This window comes from Paraburkholderia sp. XV, assembly GCF_020177535.1.
Classification (GTDB): Bacteria; Pseudomonadota; Gammaproteobacteria; order Burkholderiales; family Burkholderiaceae; genus Paraburkholderia; species Paraburkholderia caribensis.
In genome coordinates, this window is record NZ_JAGUUD010000152.1 from 1 (window position 1) to 16,077 (window position 16,077).

Here is a 16,077-nt window from a genome sequence, read left to right on the forward strand (position 1 = left end):
CCCGCACAGGGGCGACGCCTGAAGCACGCTAACAATTCGCGGATGCCAGCGCAAACACTAGCAAACCAAAACCGTCCGCCCCAAAAATCACAACGCAAACACCGCCACAAAAGCAAATCACGATACCAACCAGTACAACAATAACAAAAACAAAAACAAAAACCCATCACCCCCCCGCCGGCTCAACCGGCGCACCCTTCGCGAACCACGCTTCACAATGCCGCAACAGCCCGTTCAGATCAGAACCAGGCCTACCGCGCGCACACACATATCCATCCGGCCGCACCAGATAAAACGAAGGCCGCGTACGCCCGAACGATTCGCTCAGCGACGGCCCGCCGCCCTCGCCGTTCGCATCCGACACCCGCCACACACGCACCGCGCCCGGCAGCAACTCTTCGACCGCGGCGGCAAAACGCTCGAGATCCGCAGCGCGCACAGGCTTGCGATGCAATGACAACATTTTGCCGTTGCCCATTCCCGGTTCCTCCAGCGGATCGACGAGCAGAAACAGCGAGAAGAACGCCGGGTCGTGCAAATCGAAAATACAGCCTATCCCCGGCGCGCGTCCCAACGGTCCATCGACGACATGCACGAGCGCATCGGGTGCGCGTTCGCCCGCACGCGGCCCGCCGTCGAGTATGCGTTCCAAAGTCAGAGGCGAGCGCCGGTATTGAATCGACAGTTCGCTGACAGTGAGACGCGCGGCATCGCGCAACGGCCCCAGTGCGGCAAGCACCGGCATCACGCGCTCGCGCAGCAGCTTCAGCGGCCCGTGGTCCGCTTCCGCCATGTGCGTAACGAAACTCGTCTGCCGCAGCACGTCGCGCTCGATCGGGTGACGTTCGAGATGGTACGTGTCGAGCAGCCGGTCGGGCGCGTCGCCCTTCAGCACCCGCGCGATTTTCCAGCCGAGATTGAACGCTTCCTGAATGCCCGTATTCATTCCCTGCGCGCCCGCAGGGCTGTGCACGTGCGCAGCGTCGCCCGCGAGGAACACGCGCTGCGCGCGCAGTTGCTCGACCATGCGGCTGTTCAGATGGAAGTACCCGGACCAGGAAAGGCTGCTCAGTTCGACGGGATGATGAATGCGGCTCTTCGCAATCAGCCGGCATTCGTCAAGCGTGGGCGCGGGAATCGACGCGAGTGGCGCCAGATCGCCGCGCGGCGCGGCCTCGGCCGGTTCGCGGTCCGGCATCGCGGGATGATCGGCAATCAGCCGATGCCGGCCCTTGCCCATCGGAAAGAGCGCCGCCAGGCCCGCGCCCGACGCGAAGATATGAAACTCGTCTTCGGACCAGCCGGTATCCGCTTCGATGTCGGCAAGCAGGAAGGTCTGCTCGAAGGTCTTGCCCGCGAAGCTCATGCCGAGCCGGTGACGAATCGCACTGTGCGCGCCGTCGGCGGCGATCATGTACGACGGATGCAGCGTCTCGATATGACCGTCCGCGCGTTGCAGCGTCGCGTTGATGCCGGCCGAGCCTTGCGCGAACATCGTCAGCTCGACGCCGCGTTCGACCTGCACGCCAAACGTCGCGAGATGCTCGGTCAGCAGGCGCTCGGTCACGGACTGATCGAGAAACAGCAGATACGGATAGCGTGTTTGCAGCGGATCGAAATCGAGCCGCGTCAGCCGCTGCCCGTTCGAATACAGATTCGCGGTGCGCGCGCGATGACCAAGTTCAAGAAACCGTTCGACGAGGCGATGTTGCTCCAGCAGTTCGAGCGTGCGCGCCTGAATGCCGATCGCGCGCGAATGCGGGTCGGGTTGCGGCGCCTTGTCGATGAGCCGCACGGGCACCTGGGCGCGCGCAAGACTCATGGCTGCCGCCAGCCCCGTCGGCCCCGCGCCGACGATCAGCACGGGCGGTACGTCGAAGGAAGCACCCGTCATGCAGACCTCCGCAGTCGGACATGCTCGCTAGTGTACGCCGAGCGTTCCGCTCGCAGCCGTGCGGCCGACGACGCGCCGCATCAATCCCGCATCGCCCGAGCGGCATATCGCTCAGTGCGCGTGCGGCGAATGATCGAGCGAACAGCGGTGCTGCGTCGTGCCGATGTCGACCTGCAGCGTCGCGTGGTGCATGTCGAACTCCGCGCGCAGCGTGCCGACGATTCCGTCGATCACCTTGTCGCCGGGATGGCCGTCCGGAATCACGAGATGCACGGACAACGCGTTGCCCGTCGTCGACAGCGCCCACACGTGCAGGTCGTGCACGTCGGTAACGCCCGGCTGCGCGGCGAGGTACTCGCGAATCTTCTGCAGGTCGACGCCGGGCGGCACGCCGTTGAGCGCGAGCTTGAGGGAATCGCGCAACAGGCCCCACGTACCGTAGACGATCACGGCAACCACCACGATGCTCATCACCGGGTCGAGCCACGTCCAGCCGCTGAAAAGGATCACAAGGCCGCTGATTGCGACGGCGGCCGAGACGGCCGCGTCGGCAACCATATGCAGAAACGCGCCGCGAATGTTCAGGTCGCTTTCCTGGCCGCGCATGAAAAGCCACGCCGAGAAACCGTTCACGAGCATCCCGACGAGCGCGACGATGAACACGTCGAGGCCCGCAACAGGCGACGGATGAATCAGCCTGCCGACCGCTTCCGCGACGATCACGCCGCACGCGAACAGCAGCAGCCCGGCATTGAGCAGGCTGGCGAGAATCGACGAGCCGCCGAGGCCGAACGTGTAGCGCGCGGACGGCCGGCGCGTCGCGAGCCAGGTTGCACCCCAGGCGAGCAGCAGGCCGAGCACGTCGGAGAGATTGTGTCCGGCGTCGGCGAGCAGCGCGGTCGAATTGGCCAGCACGCCGTAGATCGCCTGCACGACGACGATCGTGATGTTGAGCGCGACGGCAAGCGCGAACGCGCGTCCATGGCCCGACGCGGGCGCGTGATGGTGATGATGGCCATGCCCATGATGATGGTCGTGCGCTGCCTTGCGGCTCGCCTCGGGCGCCTGGTCGTGGTCGTGGTCGTGCGCCGGGTGATCGCACGCGTCCGTGTGCACATGCGCGCCGGACTTCGGCTGATGCTGCGCCGTCGTTTCGCTGGTCTGTTGGGCGGTGTATTTCATGCGTGGTCCTGCGTGAGGTCGGCGGCGGATTCGCTGACGGGCTCCGCGACGTGCTCGAGCATGTCGGTCAGCATGCCGCTGATGTGGCCGTCGGCGGCGACGTAGAAAACCTGCTTGCCCTGCCGCTCCGCGCGTACGATGCGCGCCGCGCGCAACAGCCGCAGATGATGGCTGACGAGCGAAGGCGACAGACTCAGCGATTCGGCGATCGCGCCCACCGCGCGCCGCTCGTCGACGCACGCGAGCACGATGCGCAGGCGCGTCGGGTCGCCCAGCAGGCGGAACAGATCGGCGATCTGTACGACACGGTCGTCGGCATTCAGAGAGAGCACGGTAGACATGGAGGGCACCCGTATCGACGCAGCGTCGATACATACATATGAACAGATGTTCATATGTTATTGAGCAACACTGCCCGCGTCAAGTCGGGGGGCATGCGCCGAGTATGGGAAAATGCGCGTTTTCCTGCATCACACCCTCGCCTGCGTCATGCATCCAGTTTTCGACCGCGCCTACAGCGCGCATCGCGACGGACGGCTCGCCGACGCCGAGCGCGACTATCGCGCCACGCTCGAACTCGATCCCGTCCACGTCGATGCGCTGCATCTGCTTGGCGTGCTGCGCCATCAGCAAGGCCAGCACGAAGAAGCGGCCGACCTCGTGCGCCGCGCCGCGGATTTGCGCCCGCAGGACGCCGCGCTGCAACTGAACCTCGGCAACGCGCTGAAGGCGCTCGGCCGGCTCGACCAGGCAATCGAACGCTTTCGCAATGCGCTGACGCTCGCGCCGACGTTTCCGATGGCGCATTACAACCTCGGCAATGCGTACGCGCTCGCCGGGCGCCACGAAGACGCCGTCGACGCGTTCCAGAAATCACTGCGCCTGCAGCCGATGGACGCGTCGTCGCACGTCAATCTCGGCAATGCGCTGCACGCGCTCGGCCGACACCGCGAAGCCGTCGATTCGTTCCGGCGCGCACTCGAACTGCGGCCCGGCCATGCCGGCGCGCACAACAACATCGGCATGGCGCTCAATGCGCTCGGCTCGACCAAGGAGGCAATCGCGCATTTCCGGGCGGCGCTCAAGATCGAGCCGCGCTTCGTCGCCGCCCGCTTCAACCTTGGCAATACGCTGGACGCGACGGGACAGCACCATGAGGCCGTTGCGGAGTTCGAAGCCGTCCTCGCACTGCAGGCGAACCTGCCGCCCGCGCTATTCGGCCTCGGCAACGCGCTCGCCTCGCTCGGCCGTCACGAAGAAGCGCGGCCGCGTTTCGAACTCGCCGTCGGTCACGACCCGAACTTCGCGCTCGCGTGGCTGAGCCTCGGCGCCGCCCATCATGCCCTCGGCGCGTACGACGCCGCCCTGCGCGCGTTCGAACAGGCGCTGCGGCTGCGGCCCGATCTGCCGATGGCGCATATGAATCGCGGCGTGACGCTGCTCACGCTCGGCGACTTCAAGCGCGGTCTGCCCGAATACGAATGGCGGCTGGAATCCGCGCCGCTTCCGCCGGACGCGACGCCGCTGCCGCGCTGGAACGGCGAGCCGATTGCCGGGCGTACGCTGCTCGTGCACGCCGAACAGGGTTTCGGCGACACGCTGCAATTCGTGCGTTTCGTCGAGGTGGTGGCACAGCGCGCCGCGCGCGTCGTGCTCGAAGTGCAGCCACAGCTACTGTCGCTGCTCGGACCGACGGCGCAACAATGGCGCGTCACGCTGATTGCGCAAGGCGCGCCGCGGCCCCGCGCCGACCTGCAATGCCCGCTGTTGAGCCTGCCGCTCGCGCTCGGCACCGAACTGGACACGATTCCGGCGCGCACGCCGTACCTGAATGCGCCTGCCGCATCGCGCCGCGCCTGGCGAGGCTCGCTCGGCGGCCACGCGAAGCGCAAGATCGGCCTTGCGTGGTCGGGACGCGCACAGCGTCAGGAAAACCGCTCGCTGCCGCTGGCCGCGCTCGAACCGCTGTTCGCGCTCGACGGCATCGACTGGATCGTGCTGCAGCCCGCACTCGGCGACGACGAACGCGCCGCGCTCGACGCGCATCCGCGCGCGAAGAACATTCATCGCTTCGATGAGCGTATCCGCGACTTCGCGGATACGGCGGCGATCATCGAGCGACTCGACGCCGTGGTGTCGGTCGACACGGCCATCGCCCACCTGGCGGGCGCGCTCGACAAGCCGCTCTGGCTGATGCTGCCGTTCGCCGCCGACTGGCGCTGGTTCACGCGCGAAGCGCGCAGCCCGTGGTATCCGTCGGCGCGGCTCGTGCGGCAGCCGCGGCCCGATGCGTGGAAGGAAGTCGTCGAAGAGGTTGTCGCGGCGCTACGCAGTTGAGCGCCGGGCTTCGTCGAAGCCGTCGGTCAAACAAAAAACCCCCGCACGCATGCGGGGGTTTTCATTTTCAGCTTCGGAACCAGGAGGCCGGCGCCAGGCGCAACGCCCCTTACGCCGTCCGATACTGGTTACGCGCTTCCGGTGTGCGATACAGCACGAGCGTCGCGATCAGGCCGCACACGGCCGCCACGCTCATCCACAGGCCGGGCGCTGCCTTGTTGCCCGTCGAGTGGATCAGATACGTCGCGATCGCGGGCGTGAAGCCGCCGATCGTCGTCGCGAGGCTGTATGCCAGCGAGAAGCCCGCCGTGCGCACGTCGGCTGGCATCACCTCCGTCAGCGCGACGACCATGCCGCCGTTGTAGCAGCCGTACAGGAACGAGAGCCACAGCTCGACCATCAGGAGGCGCGCGAACGACGGATCGGCGACGAGCCATTGCACGGCCGGATACGACGTCAGGATCGTGAGGATCGTGAACGTCAGCAGCACGGGACGGCGGCCGACGCGATCCGAAATCGCGCCCGACACAGGCAGCCAGATCAGGTTCGATACGCCGATGCAAACCGTGACGATCAGCGTGTCGATCGACGAAAGTTTCAGCACTTCCTTGCCGAAGGTCGGCGTGTACGCCGTGATCATGTAGAACGACACCGTCGTCATGATGACCATGCCCATGCCGCCCAGCACGACGCCCCAGTTCTGCAGCATCGACGAAAAAATCTCGCTGACGGAGGGACGATGCTTCTTCGCGAGGAACTCTTCCGTTTCCTTCAGCGAGCGGCGAATGATGAACAGGAACGGCACGATCAGACAGCCGATCAGGAACGGCACGCGCCAGCCCCATGACGTCATCTGGTCGGCGGGCAGTATGCGGTTCAGCACCACGCCGATCAGCGCGGCGAACACGACGGCCACCTGCTGGCTGCCCGATTGCCACGAGCAATAGAAGCCCTTGTTGCCCTTGGTCGCGATCTCCGACAGATAGACCGACACGCCGCCCAGCTCCACACCCGCCGAGAAGCCTTGCAACAGACGCCCGATCAGCACGAGCACGGGCGCGAGCACGCCGATCGTCGCGTAGCCCGGGATCGACGCGACGGTGAGCGTGCCAAGCGCCATCAGCGCGAGCGTCAAGATCAGCCCCTTGCGGCGGCCGTGGTGATCGATGTACGCGCCGAGCACGATCGCGCCGAGGGGACGCATCAGGAACCCTGCGCCGAACACCGACAGCGACAGCATCAGCGATGCGAATTCATTGCCGCTCGGAAAATACGTCTTCGCGATCGCAGCGGCGTAATAGCCGTAGACCATGAAGTCGTACATTTCCAGGAAGTTGCCGCTGACGACGCGGAATACCGTACGAACCTTGGATTCGTCCGTCGCTACTTGAGCATGGGATGCAGTTGCCATGACTTTCTCGAAATGGGCCCGCTGACTGCAGGAGCAGACAGCGCTGGGCAGTTCAAACGATCCGCCGGAATGGCGCGGATGCCCGGTCCGGCTCGGCCGGGTCGCGTCTGCGCCCGTCAGGACGCGGCGCTTTACGTGGGCGCGGTATTCTCATGCGGCAAATGCTGTCGAGATATCAGGGTAAACGTGATATTTCACTTACAACATGCGCCTGCCGTGATAATAACGTTACTCTGGAGGGTGCGCATTTAATACAATTTGCTTACGATAGCCCTCTTCCAAGAAAATTCTTCCGACGCGGTTTTCGACTGGCAAGCCGCGCCAGGTGACGCCGGGCGACATGCGCCGTATCGTGACTCTCTTGCCGCGTGCTGGCGGCCGATCCGTTGCTTTCTACCGCGCCATACCGCCGCAATGTCCGATTCCGCTTCACTGCCCACGCTTTCGCCCCTCACGCTGCGCCCCGCGACCGAGGCCGACGCCGATCTCATCGCCGCCATCCATAGCGCGAGCTGGCAGGCGACCTATCGCGGGCTGCTGCCGGACGCGTTTCTGAACGGCGAGGTCGCGCAGGAGCGAGCGTCGTACTGGCGCGCGCGGATGTCCGCGCCGGGCGCCGAACGGCGGATCGTGCTGGTTGCGGTGCGGGCGGGCGAGCCGATCGGCTTCGTGTGCGTCGAACGTCAGCCGGATTCGCCATGGGGTGTGCTGCTCGACAATCTGCACACGCTGCCCGCGCATCAGGGGATCGGTGCAGGCAAGCTGCTGATGCGCGCCGCGCAGGACTGGGCCCGCGAGCATGGCGAGGCGCAGCTGTATCTGTATGTGCTGGAAGGCAATGCTTCTGCAATCGCATTTTACGAACGGCAGGGCTGGCAGTTCTCGGGCGCCGAGCCTGATCATATGGGCGGCGTCGATATCACTGCATTGAGATATGTCTATCGACTGAATCGCGAATCGACACATTATTAAGATTACTAAATATTTAGGATTTATCTGATCGTTGAGTCGGCAACCGTCTGCCACGATAACGCGACCCAACGCCTCGACCGGGCCGTGAACGTGCGTTGCGTTCACATCTGCTGTCGTCCGCCGCTTCGAGGCCAAACACGCGAACAAGAACGAGGCGAAGACCGTGTCGACATCCCCACTCACACTCGTAGTCGGCGAAATAAGAATGCCGCGCCTTCGCCCACTTGAGCTGGTATCTCGCTCGCTTGGCCGCGAATGGTCGCTGCTGCCGCCCAATGTCAGCTTCCGTACCGAACTGAAGGCGCTGTACGCCGCGATGCTGCGCACGTTCTGCCTGAGTTCCGACGCGATCCGCGCCCTGTGCCGCTGGGATCCAGAAAGTCTGCGGCAGCAACCCGATATCAAGGTTGGTCCGGGTCCCGCCGGCAAGCCCAGCCCGACTCCACTGGGCATGCGTCATCCGACCCGCGCGCCGGCTCAGCAGGGCCGTCAACCGAACACGCTTGCGGCTGGCGCATGCGTGATCGGTGGCGTGGCCGCGATTGCGTGGCTGATGGCGAACCATCCACGACAGCCTGCGTCGCCAACCCTCGCCGCCGCGCCCGATGTGACGCTCAACGCCGCCGCGAATCATGATGGAAGCGTGCACAGCCGTTCCGGCAATATCGCACGCCAAGCGGATGCGCCCGTCGCGTGGAATCGCGCGCGCGGCGATCTGACGGCGCGTAAGCCGGGCGCAAGCGCGGCGATCGCCACGTCGGGCAATGACGCGGCGCGCGCCTCCTCCCCTCCCGCCGTGCCCGCAACGACGGCGACCTCGAAAGCTTCCGCTTCGCCCTCTGCCAGCCACGACACGCCTGCTATACAAGCGTCGCGAACCACCGCTGAACGCGCGATGCCCATCGCTCCGCGCGCTGTCGATGCCTATGCAAGCGTCCCGCCGAAGAGCGCAAAGCCATCCCGCGCCGATCATGCTGCGCGAGACATACGCAAAGCTAACTCCACGAAGCGCGAGCGCAACGAGTTCGTCGCTACGAGCGCGCGCCGCCTTCCCCATGCGGTCGCGCACACGCTGGACATCGCGCCGCCTCACGGCTCGCATGCGACTTCGGACTGGCATGCATCGTCGGAAACACGGCCTTCGGCGGGATATCGCGCGCGTCCCTTGCCCTCTATTGCAGGCGACTACTCTCCTCTCGCGCCCTCGGCGCGCCTGAACGGCGACTATGATTCCGTCACGATGTCGGCGGGCACGCATGTGCGGGACGCCGCACCCGTCGCGGTCCGCCAGGACCGCGTGAACACCAACAGCACCGAGTGGATGAACCACATATCCCAGCGGCGCGTGACCGAAGTGCCCGATAGCTTTTCAAAGTAAGTCCGCGAGCGTCGGGCAATCCGAATCAGTCTCAAACAAAAGGGCTGAGTTCAGTGAAATCCTGGACTCAGCCCCTTTCTCATTCCCTTCAAACCACAACACCGCGTTGCCCTCGCGACCCGGCGAACGCGATCACCGGGCCGGCAGCCCTGCCTCCGCCTGACGCTGCAACTGCAGCACCTGCTGCTGCAACTGACGCAATTGCACCTGGGCCTTGTCCTTTTCGTCACGCAACGCGAGCGTCTCGTCCTGCGTCTGCCGCTGATAGTCCGCGACCTTCGCTTCCTGCGCACGCGCCACTTCGATATCCGCTTGCAGCCGTTGCGCACGCGCCTGCGACTCGCCGATCACCCGCTCGATCGATGCCTTCTGCGCCTGCAACTGAGTCCGGCGAATCTCGACGTCCGCGAGTTGGGCCGTTTGCCGCACGAAGCCGGTATAGATGGATTCGGCCCGCGCCTGGTCGGATGTCCTGATGACGCGCCAGAAGTGCTTCTCCTGAAACAGCGCGACGTAGTACGTCATGCTCTGCGCGTGGAAGAACATCGAAGCGCCATAGCCGCCGTTATACGTGGTGCGCATTTCCGTCAGACCGCCGTCGTGGATCAGTTGCATCAGATCGGCGACATCGCCTTGTACGCTGCCGCTTGCGTCGAGGTTCGCGTCGAGTCCGGGTGCACTGCCCGCAGTGTCGGCGGAGCCGGCATCGTTTTGGGCGTCCGGCGTTCCGGCGGGTGCGCCTTTCGCCGCGCCCGCGCGCACGACGCCCGCTCCCACCGCCGCCTTGCCGGCTGCCAGTGCAACGCCGCCATGCATGAGCGCGCAAGCAAGCGTGAGCAATACCGTGCGGCGCAGATCCAAGGGGTACTTCATACGTCGATACTCCATGCGTATCCAGAAACAGCCTCGGATTATCGCGCGGAATACGCCCTTTCTGACGCGCTACGACAGGACTTTAAATCGATGAACGGACAACTAAGCAATACAACACGCAATCGCAAAAGTTCGTAAAAACGACTGTTGTTTTCTCATGCGATTGGGTTCGCAACCAGGTGCCGCGCAGCCTTGCGACAAACAGAAACGAAAAACGCGAGCGAGCCATCAGCGGCCCGCTCGCGTCAGATCGAAGGCGTGGCAATCAGAAACGCGTTTCGCGCGCGACCCGCAGGAACGTATCGAGCAACGGCGTGCAATCGAGCAGTTCGGGACCGCCCGCGCGGTGGAACTCGGGGTGCCACTGCACACCCATCACGAACGGCGCGCGCCGGTAGCGCACGGCTTCGATGATGCCGTCGTTCCCTGACACCGCCTCGATGTTCAGATCGCGTCCCAGCTGGTTGACCGCCTGGTGGTGGATCGAATTGACGATCGCTTCGCGCCGTCCGGGGAACATGTTGACGAGCGTCGAGCCTTCGGGGAAATGAATCGAATGTCGATGCTGGTCGTAATGCTCGTTGACGTGGATACCCGCCGTCGGCACATCCGTCGCGATGTCCTGATACAGCGTGCCGCCGAACGCGACGTTGATCAATTGGCAACCGCGGCACACGCCGAGCACCGGCTTGCCCGACTCGATGAACTCGTGCAGCAGTTCGAGTTCATACATGTCGCGCACGCGATCGCCGGGCCATTCGGGACGCGTCGCCACCTCAGCGTACGACTGCGGCGACACATCGGCGCCGCCTTGCAGCAACAGACCGTCCAGATGCTTCGCATAGTCGCGCAGGCGGATGTTGCTCGGATGCAGCATCCCCTGATGGCCGACCGTCGGAATCATGAAGACGAGCACGTCGCGCGACATCACCCAATGCGCGATCGACTCCTCCAGATATTGCAGCGTCTTGCCGCGCAGGCCTTTCGCACCCGGCTCCGGGTGAAAGATCCGCGCCGACACGCCGATGCGCAACGTGCGCTGCGTGATCCGGCGGCCCGCACGGTCGAAAATCTGCCGCGCGCGCGCCGCGACGATGCGTCCGAATACGGACCACGCGGAATCGTTGTGCTTCAGATAGGCAGGCGGCCCCGGCGGATACGCACTGGCCGGTGGCGGATTGGACGCGCCGAAATCCGGCGCCGAGCCGAAGCCCGGGGGCGGAGCGCCGCCGGTTTTACCCGACGCGCCGAGCGTGCCATCGGGCTCGCCGTACGGCTCGCCGCCCGCAGGCGCCTTGGCGGCAGCGTCCGCCGCGCCAGACGCCGCGCTCGCGGCAGGTGCGCCGGCCGTGGCTGCCGTCGCCGCCGCCCGCTCCGCATTCGACACCACCGATTGCACCCGCGCCGCCGCTTCCTGTTGCGCGGCAGCCTGCGCAGCGGCGTTCGTGCGCGCCTGCTCCGCGTCGCTTCGCTGCGCGGCGGCCGCGTTCTCGGGCGTCACGTTGGAGGCGCTTTCGGGGGAGTCGGTGGAAGCGGCTTCTTTGGCTTCCCGTGCGGGAGTGGGCGTCGGCGCGGGGGCCGAGGGCGTCGATGAAGGGGCCGGTGACGATGGCGACCCGGCTGCGCCGGGTTGGCTCGTCGAAGGAGAGGGTGTGCCGGGTGTACCGGCGTTATCGGAGTTGTTCTCGCTCATGACTGTTTGACAGACGCGTCTTCGCGCGTGAACGATTAGACATATCTCATTATCCGCCTCGCGCCCCGCATGGGCAAACCAGCACACAATTCGTCACATCAGGACACAACATGCAACCTTGCGCGAACGTGTCTCAATCGGCGTGACGCGGACGTGCGGCATCATGGATCGGGCTGCTCGTCGAAGGTTTCGCGCAGCGCGATCTGCATCGTCGCGTGAATCCGCACGCACCAGCGCCACAGCAAGGTCAGCAGCAGCGCGGCGACGACCAGCACGGCGACCAGCAGGCCCGTCGGCGGCAGGATCGTGCTCGACAGTGCCGCGACGAGCAGAAACACGCCTAGCATCGAAACGACAGGCACGAGGTCCGAAATGGCGTAGCGGATCGCGCTCGTGAAGCGCCCCGCCTTGGCCGGCTGTACGCTGATTTCAGCCAGCAACAGCGCAAGCGACTTGGTCTTCCGGTAGACGGCAACAAGAAATGGCAGCGAGACGAGCAGCGCCGCGCTCCACAGCACGACGCGCTGCATCGGCTCGGACGGCAGCCATTTCTCAATGAATCCACTTCCGTAAGGCGCTCCATAGGATGCGCCCAGAAAAATCGCAGCGACGATCGCGAGATTGACCGCGATCTGCAGAATGATTCGCCTCGTGAGGCCGAACACGGTCGGCTCGCCCGAAGCCGGCCGCAGACTGCCGAGCCATTGCCCGTACATGCCGAACACGTTGGCGAGCGTGCGCGGCATCGCGCGGCCCAGGCGCTGCGTGAGCGGGTCGGCGGCGCGGATCAGGTACGGCGTGAAGAGCGTCGTCAGCGCGGAGACGGCGACGGCAATCGGATAGAGGAACGCGCTCGTCACTTTCAGCGTGACACCGAGCGACGCGATGATGAACGAGAACTCGCCGATCTGCGACACCGTCATGCCGACGCGCATCGCCGTGCGCCCGTCCTTGCCCGCGAGGAAGGTGCCGAGCCCGCACGAGACGATCTTGCCGAGAATGACCGCGACCGTGATGACGGCGATCGGCCATGCGTAGTCGACCAGCACGGCGGGGTTGAGCATCAGCCCGATCGTCACGAAGAAGATCGCCGAGAATGCATCGCGCAGCGGCGCGATCAGATGCTCGATGCGGTGCAGATGGCGCGACTCGGCCATGATCGCGCCGATCAGGAACGCGCCGAGCGCGATGCTGTAGTCGAGCTTGACGACCAGCAGACAGAACGCGAAGCAGAAACCGAGCACGGAGACCAGCAGCATCTCGTCGCTTTGCGACTTTGCGACGTAGTTGAGCGCGCGCGGCACGACCAGAATGCCGACCACCAGCGACACCGTCATGAACAGCAGCAGTTTGCCGAGCGTGACGAACGCGACGCCCGCCGACAGCTCGCCCGTCTGCGCGATGCCCGACAGCAGCACCAGCATCGCGATGGCGAGAATGTCCTCGACGATCAGAATGCCGAACACCAGTTGCGCGAAGCTCTCGCGCTTGAGACCCAGCTCGGAGAGCGCCTTGACGATGATGGTGGTCGACGAAATAGCGAGAATCGCGCCGAGAAACAGCGAGTCCATCGAACTCCAGCCGAACGCGCTGCCGATCTCATAGCCGATCCACAGCATCAGCACGATCTCCGACAACGCGGCGACGATGGCCGTCGCGCCGACCTTGAACAGCTTGCGCAAGCTGAACTCGAGCCCCAGCGAAAACATCAGGAACACGACGCCGAGTTCGCCGAGCGTCTGGATGGTCTGCTCGTCGTGAATCAGCTGGAAGGGTGGCGTGTACGGCCCGATGATCACGCCCGCGGCAATATAGCCGAGCACCACCGGCTGTTTCAGGCGATGGAACAGCACGGTGACGACGCCGGCGAGCGCCATCACGACTGCCAGATCCTGAATGAAGCCGATACCGTGGTGCATAGTTTTATTCCTTACAAAAAGTAATCCAGAACGCGATGGTAACGCACGAACGGTTAAAAACCATTTAGCGAAGCACGAAGAACGAATACAAGCCCAGGCATTCGGCGAAACTCGCGCCGCGTCGTTCGCTTTTGATCCATTCACGCCGATCGCGCCCGACGCGTCACAATACGGTTCTCGACTGCCCACCTTCGATCTCACGCCATGACCACCGCCACGTCACCCGCCGCGTCACCCGATTCAACGCCCTTCCCGCCGCTCGCCCAGCTCGCCGCCGATCTCGCCGCCGGCCGCACCACCAGCCGCGCGCTCGTCGAAGCGGCGCTCGAACGCATCGCCGATCCCGCCGGCCAGGGCGCCGCCGTTTTCGTGCGGGTCGACGCCGGCAACGCACGAGCCACGGCCGACGCGCACGACCGTCTGCGCGCGGCGGGCACCGTACTGTCGCCGCTCGCGGGCATTCCCGTGTCGGTGAAGGATCTGTTCGACATCGAAGGACAGGTGACGCGCGCCGGCTCGAAAGTGCTCGCGGATGCCGCGCCCGCGACCTCGGACGCCCCTGCCGTCGCGCGGCTCAAGCGCGCGGGCGCGGTGATCGTCGGACGCACGAACATGAGCGAATTCGCGTTCTCCGGCCTCGGCCTCAACCCGCACTACGGCAATCCGCTGTCGCCGTACCGGCGCGGCGTGAAGGGCGACGAACGGGTGTCGGGCGGATCGTCGTCGGGCGCGGCGGCGTCGGTGGCGGACGGCATGGCGGCCGTCGCGCTCGGCAGCGACACGGGGGGCTCACTGCGCATTCCTGCCGCCCTGTGCGGCCTGACCGGCTTCAAGCCGACCGCCGACCGCGTGCCGAAGCAAGGCGGCGTGCCGCTCTCGCCGACGCTCGACGCCTTCGGTCCGATCGGCGCGACGGTCGCATGCTGCGCGCTCGTCGACCGGATTCTCGCCGGGCTGGAGCCGGTCGTCCCGGCTGCGCGGCGGCTGGAAGGCGTGCGTCTCGGCGTGCTGAACCATTTCGTGACGGACGATCTCGAGCCGGAAGTCGCGCAGGCCTACGACGCCGCGCTGAAGCATCTGGAGGCGGCGGGCGCGATAGTCAGCGACGTGCGCTTTGCGCCGCTCGACCGTCTCGCCGCGATCAACCGCTTCGGCTTTTCGCCGATCGAAGCTTATGCGTGGCACCGGCCGCTACTCGAAGCGCAGCGCGACGCGTACGATCCGCGCGTGCTCGCGCGCATCCTGAAGGGCCAGCCGGCGACAGCCGCCGACTATCTCGACCTGCTCGCCGAGCGCGCCGCCGTACTGGCCGAAGCGCATGCGATGTGGCAGCGCTTCGACGCCGTCGTCGCGCCGACGGTGCCGATCGTGCCGCCGCGCGTCGCGGGCCTGGTCGACGACGACGAAGCGTTCTTCCGCGCCAATGGCCTCGTGCTGCGCAACCCGAGTGCGTTCAATTTTCTCGACGCTTGCGCGATCTCGCTGCCCTGCCATCCGCGTGGCGGCGCGCCTGTCGGGCTGATGCTGGCCGCCGCGCCGCACGCGGACGACGCGTTGCTGGGAACAGGACGGGCCGTCGAAGCGGTACTGAATACGATTCGCTGAGATTTGTTGACATGGGCGGCGCCACATGCGGGGGCATCGGCATGCGCCGCGAGCTTCGGCTAGAATCGCCGCACCTTTTACCGAACTTCCACCGCTAGCAGGATCATGATTATCGACAACGTTACATTGCGCCGCGAGCGCAGTCTGCTCGTTCTACTCGGTTTGGTCTGTCTCGCGCTCGTGGGGGGCGCGCTTTATCTGCAGTTCGTCGAGCATGAAGATCCTTGCCCATTGTGCATTATCCAGCGCTATTTCTATCTGCTGATCGCGATCTTCGCGTTTCTCGGCGCGCGGATTCGCGGCTGGACGGGCGTCAGGCTGCTCGAACTGCTGGCGCTTTTGTCGGCGCTCGGCGGGCTGGTGACGGCCGCCCGGCACGTGTATGTGCAGTCGCATCCGAACTTCAGCTGCGGGTTCGACGCGTTGCAGCCGATCGTCGATGGTCTGCCGCCCGCTCACTGGCTGCCTGGCGTGTTCAAGGTCGCGGGGCTGTGTGAAACGCCGTATCCGCCGATTCTCGGGATTTCCTTGCCTGGCTGGTCGCTGATCGGGTTTGTGGTGGCGTTTGTTGCGCTTGCTTTTAGTCTTTGGCGGAATCGCCGGGCACGGTAGAGGCGTGTCTTTCGGTTGGAGTGGTTGTGATGCGGGCATCCGCGATTTGCTTTTGCTTTCGCGGGCATCCGCGAATTGTTAGCGTGCTTCAGGCGTCGCCGGTCGGTGTTTTGGGCTTTGCGCTGGCATCCGCGATTCGTTAGCTCGCTTCACACGTCGCCCCTGTGCGGGGCGGCACCTACTTTTCTTTGCCGCCGCAAA

At 65.2% G+C, this 16,077-nt stretch carries 12 protein-coding genes; 5 read left to right on the forward strand and 7 right to left on the reverse strand.

The window, feature by feature from the left end:
• Nucleotides 1-166: 166 nt before the first annotated feature.
• From KFO72_RS37720 to KFO72_RS37730, 3 genes are all read right to left on the reverse strand, one after another.
• A complete protein-coding gene (locus KFO72_RS37720) occupies nt 167-1,894 on the reverse strand; it encodes an FAD-dependent monooxygenase (RefSeq protein ID WP_225034212.1) in 1,728 nt (575 codons plus the stop codon).
• A 111-nt stretch (nt 1,895-2,005) separates the two neighbouring features.
• On the reverse strand, nt 2,006-3,076 hold the full coding sequence (locus KFO72_RS37725; RefSeq protein WP_225034213.1) for a cation diffusion facilitator family transporter: 1,071 nt from the start codon (nt 3,074-3,076) through the stop codon (nt 2,006-2,008).
• A complete protein-coding gene (locus tag KFO72_RS37730) occupies nt 3,073-3,417 on the reverse strand; it encodes an ArsR/SmtB family transcription factor (protein ID WP_054934060.1) in 345 nt (114 codons plus the stop codon). Before KFO72_RS37730 ends, KFO72_RS37725 begins: the two co-directional genes overlap by 4 nt.
• 148 nt (nt 3,418-3,565) lie before the next feature.
• Between KFO72_RS37730 and KFO72_RS37735 the strand changes: the two genes are divergently transcribed.
• On the forward strand, nt 3,566-5,413 hold the full coding sequence (locus KFO72_RS37735) for a tetratricopeptide repeat protein (RefSeq protein WP_225034214.1): 1,848 nt from the start codon (nt 3,566-3,568) through the stop codon (nt 5,411-5,413).
• A 109-nt stretch (nt 5,414-5,522) separates the two neighbouring features.
• Here KFO72_RS37735 and KFO72_RS37740 read toward each other — a convergent pair whose 3' ends face one another.
• Complete coding sequence (locus tag KFO72_RS37740; protein WP_054934058.1) at nt 5,523-6,824, reverse strand: MFS transporter; 1,302 nt, start codon at nt 6,822-6,824, stop codon at nt 5,523-5,525.
• Nucleotides 6,825-7,238: 414 nt separating this feature from the next.
• Here KFO72_RS37740 and KFO72_RS37745 point away from each other — a divergent pair, with 414 nt between their 5' ends.
• Nucleotides 7,239-7,796 carry a GNAT family N-acetyltransferase gene (locus KFO72_RS37745; protein WP_225034215.1) on the forward strand — a complete coding sequence of 186 codons (558 nt, stop codon included), beginning with the start codon at nt 7,239-7,241 and terminating at the stop codon, nt 7,794-7,796.
• A gap of 205 nt (nt 7,797-8,001) precedes the next feature.
• Nucleotides 8,002-9,174 (forward strand): hypothetical protein, encoded by a 1,173-nt coding sequence (locus KFO72_RS37750; RefSeq protein WP_225034216.1) that lies wholly within the window; start codon nt 8,002-8,004, stop codon nt 9,172-9,174.
• Between the two features lie 132 nt (nt 9,175-9,306).
• Here the strand turns inward: KFO72_RS37750 and KFO72_RS37755 are convergent, their stop codons facing one another.
• The 3 genes from KFO72_RS37755 to KFO72_RS37765 form a co-directional block, all read right to left on the reverse strand.
• Entirely contained in the window at nt 9,307-10,047 is a 741-nt protein-coding gene (locus KFO72_RS37755) for a DUF2968 domain-containing protein (RefSeq protein ID WP_054934055.1), read from the reverse strand.
• A 265-nt stretch (nt 10,048-10,312) separates the two neighbouring features.
• Nucleotides 10,313-11,740 (reverse strand): gamma-glutamyl-gamma-aminobutyrate hydrolase family protein, encoded by a 1,428-nt coding sequence (locus KFO72_RS37760; protein WP_060601847.1) that lies wholly within the window; start codon nt 11,738-11,740, stop codon nt 10,313-10,315.
• A 161-nt stretch (nt 11,741-11,901) separates the two neighbouring features.
• Nucleotides 11,902-13,659, reverse strand: coding sequence for a cation:proton antiporter (locus KFO72_RS37765; RefSeq protein ID WP_176054961.1), 1,758 nt, complete (start codon nt 13,657-13,659; stop codon nt 11,902-11,904).
• Nucleotides 13,660-13,863: 204 nt separating this feature from the next.
• Between KFO72_RS37765 and KFO72_RS37770 the strand changes: the two genes are divergently transcribed.
• Nucleotides 13,864-15,264 (forward strand): amidase, encoded by a 1,401-nt coding sequence (locus KFO72_RS37770; protein WP_107204224.1) that lies wholly within the window; start codon nt 13,864-13,866, stop codon nt 15,262-15,264.
• Nucleotides 15,265-15,369: 105 nt separating this feature from the next.
• Nucleotides 15,370-15,876 (forward strand): disulfide bond formation protein B, encoded by a 507-nt coding sequence (locus tag KFO72_RS37775; protein WP_054934050.1) that lies wholly within the window; start codon nt 15,370-15,372, stop codon nt 15,874-15,876.
• Nucleotides 15,877-16,077 lie beyond the last annotated feature (201 nt).

What these genes read in the sequence shown, in the direction of transcription:
- KFO72_RS37730 (WP_054934060.1), bottom strand. Translation starts at nt 3,417, where the DNA reads ATGTCTACCGTGCTCTCTCTGAATGCCGACGACCGTGTCGTACAGATC.
- KFO72_RS37760 (WP_060601847.1), bottom strand. Translation starts at nt 11,740, where the DNA reads ATGAGCGAGAACAACTCCGATAACGCCGGTACACCCGGCACACCCTCT.
- KFO72_RS37765 (WP_176054961.1), bottom strand. Translation starts at nt 13,659, where the DNA reads ATGCACCACGGTATCGGCTTCATTCAGGATCTGGCAGTCGTGATGGCG.
- KFO72_RS37775 (WP_054934050.1), top strand. Translation starts at nt 15,370, where the DNA reads ATGATTATCGACAACGTTACATTGCGCCGCGAGCGCAGTCTGCTCGTT.
- KFO72_RS37770 (WP_107204224.1), top strand. Translation starts at nt 13,864, where the DNA reads ATGACCACCGCCACGTCACCCGCCGCGTCACCCGATTCAACGCCCTTC.
- KFO72_RS37745 (WP_225034215.1), top strand. Translation starts at nt 7,239, where the DNA reads ATGTCCGATTCCGCTTCACTGCCCACGCTTTCGCCCCTCACGCTGCGC.
- KFO72_RS37735 (WP_225034214.1), top strand. Translation starts at nt 3,566, where the DNA reads ATGCATCCAGTTTTCGACCGCGCCTACAGCGCGCATCGCGACGGACGG.
- KFO72_RS37720 (WP_225034212.1), bottom strand. Translation starts at nt 1,894, where the DNA reads ATGACGGGTGCTTCCTTCGACGTACCGCCCGTGCTGATCGTCGGCGCG.
- KFO72_RS37740 (WP_054934058.1), bottom strand. Translation starts at nt 6,824, where the DNA reads ATGGCAACTGCATCCCATGCTCAAGTAGCGACGGACGAATCCAAGGTT.
- KFO72_RS37755 (WP_054934055.1), bottom strand. Translation starts at nt 10,047, where the DNA reads ATGAAGTACCCCTTGGATCTGCGCCGCACGGTATTGCTCACGCTTGCT.
- KFO72_RS37750 (WP_225034216.1), top strand. Translation starts at nt 8,002, where the DNA reads ATGCCGCGCCTTCGCCCACTTGAGCTGGTATCTCGCTCGCTTGGCCGC.
- KFO72_RS37725 (WP_225034213.1), bottom strand. Translation starts at nt 3,076, where the DNA reads ATGAAATACACCGCCCAACAGACCAGCGAAACGACGGCGCAGCATCAG.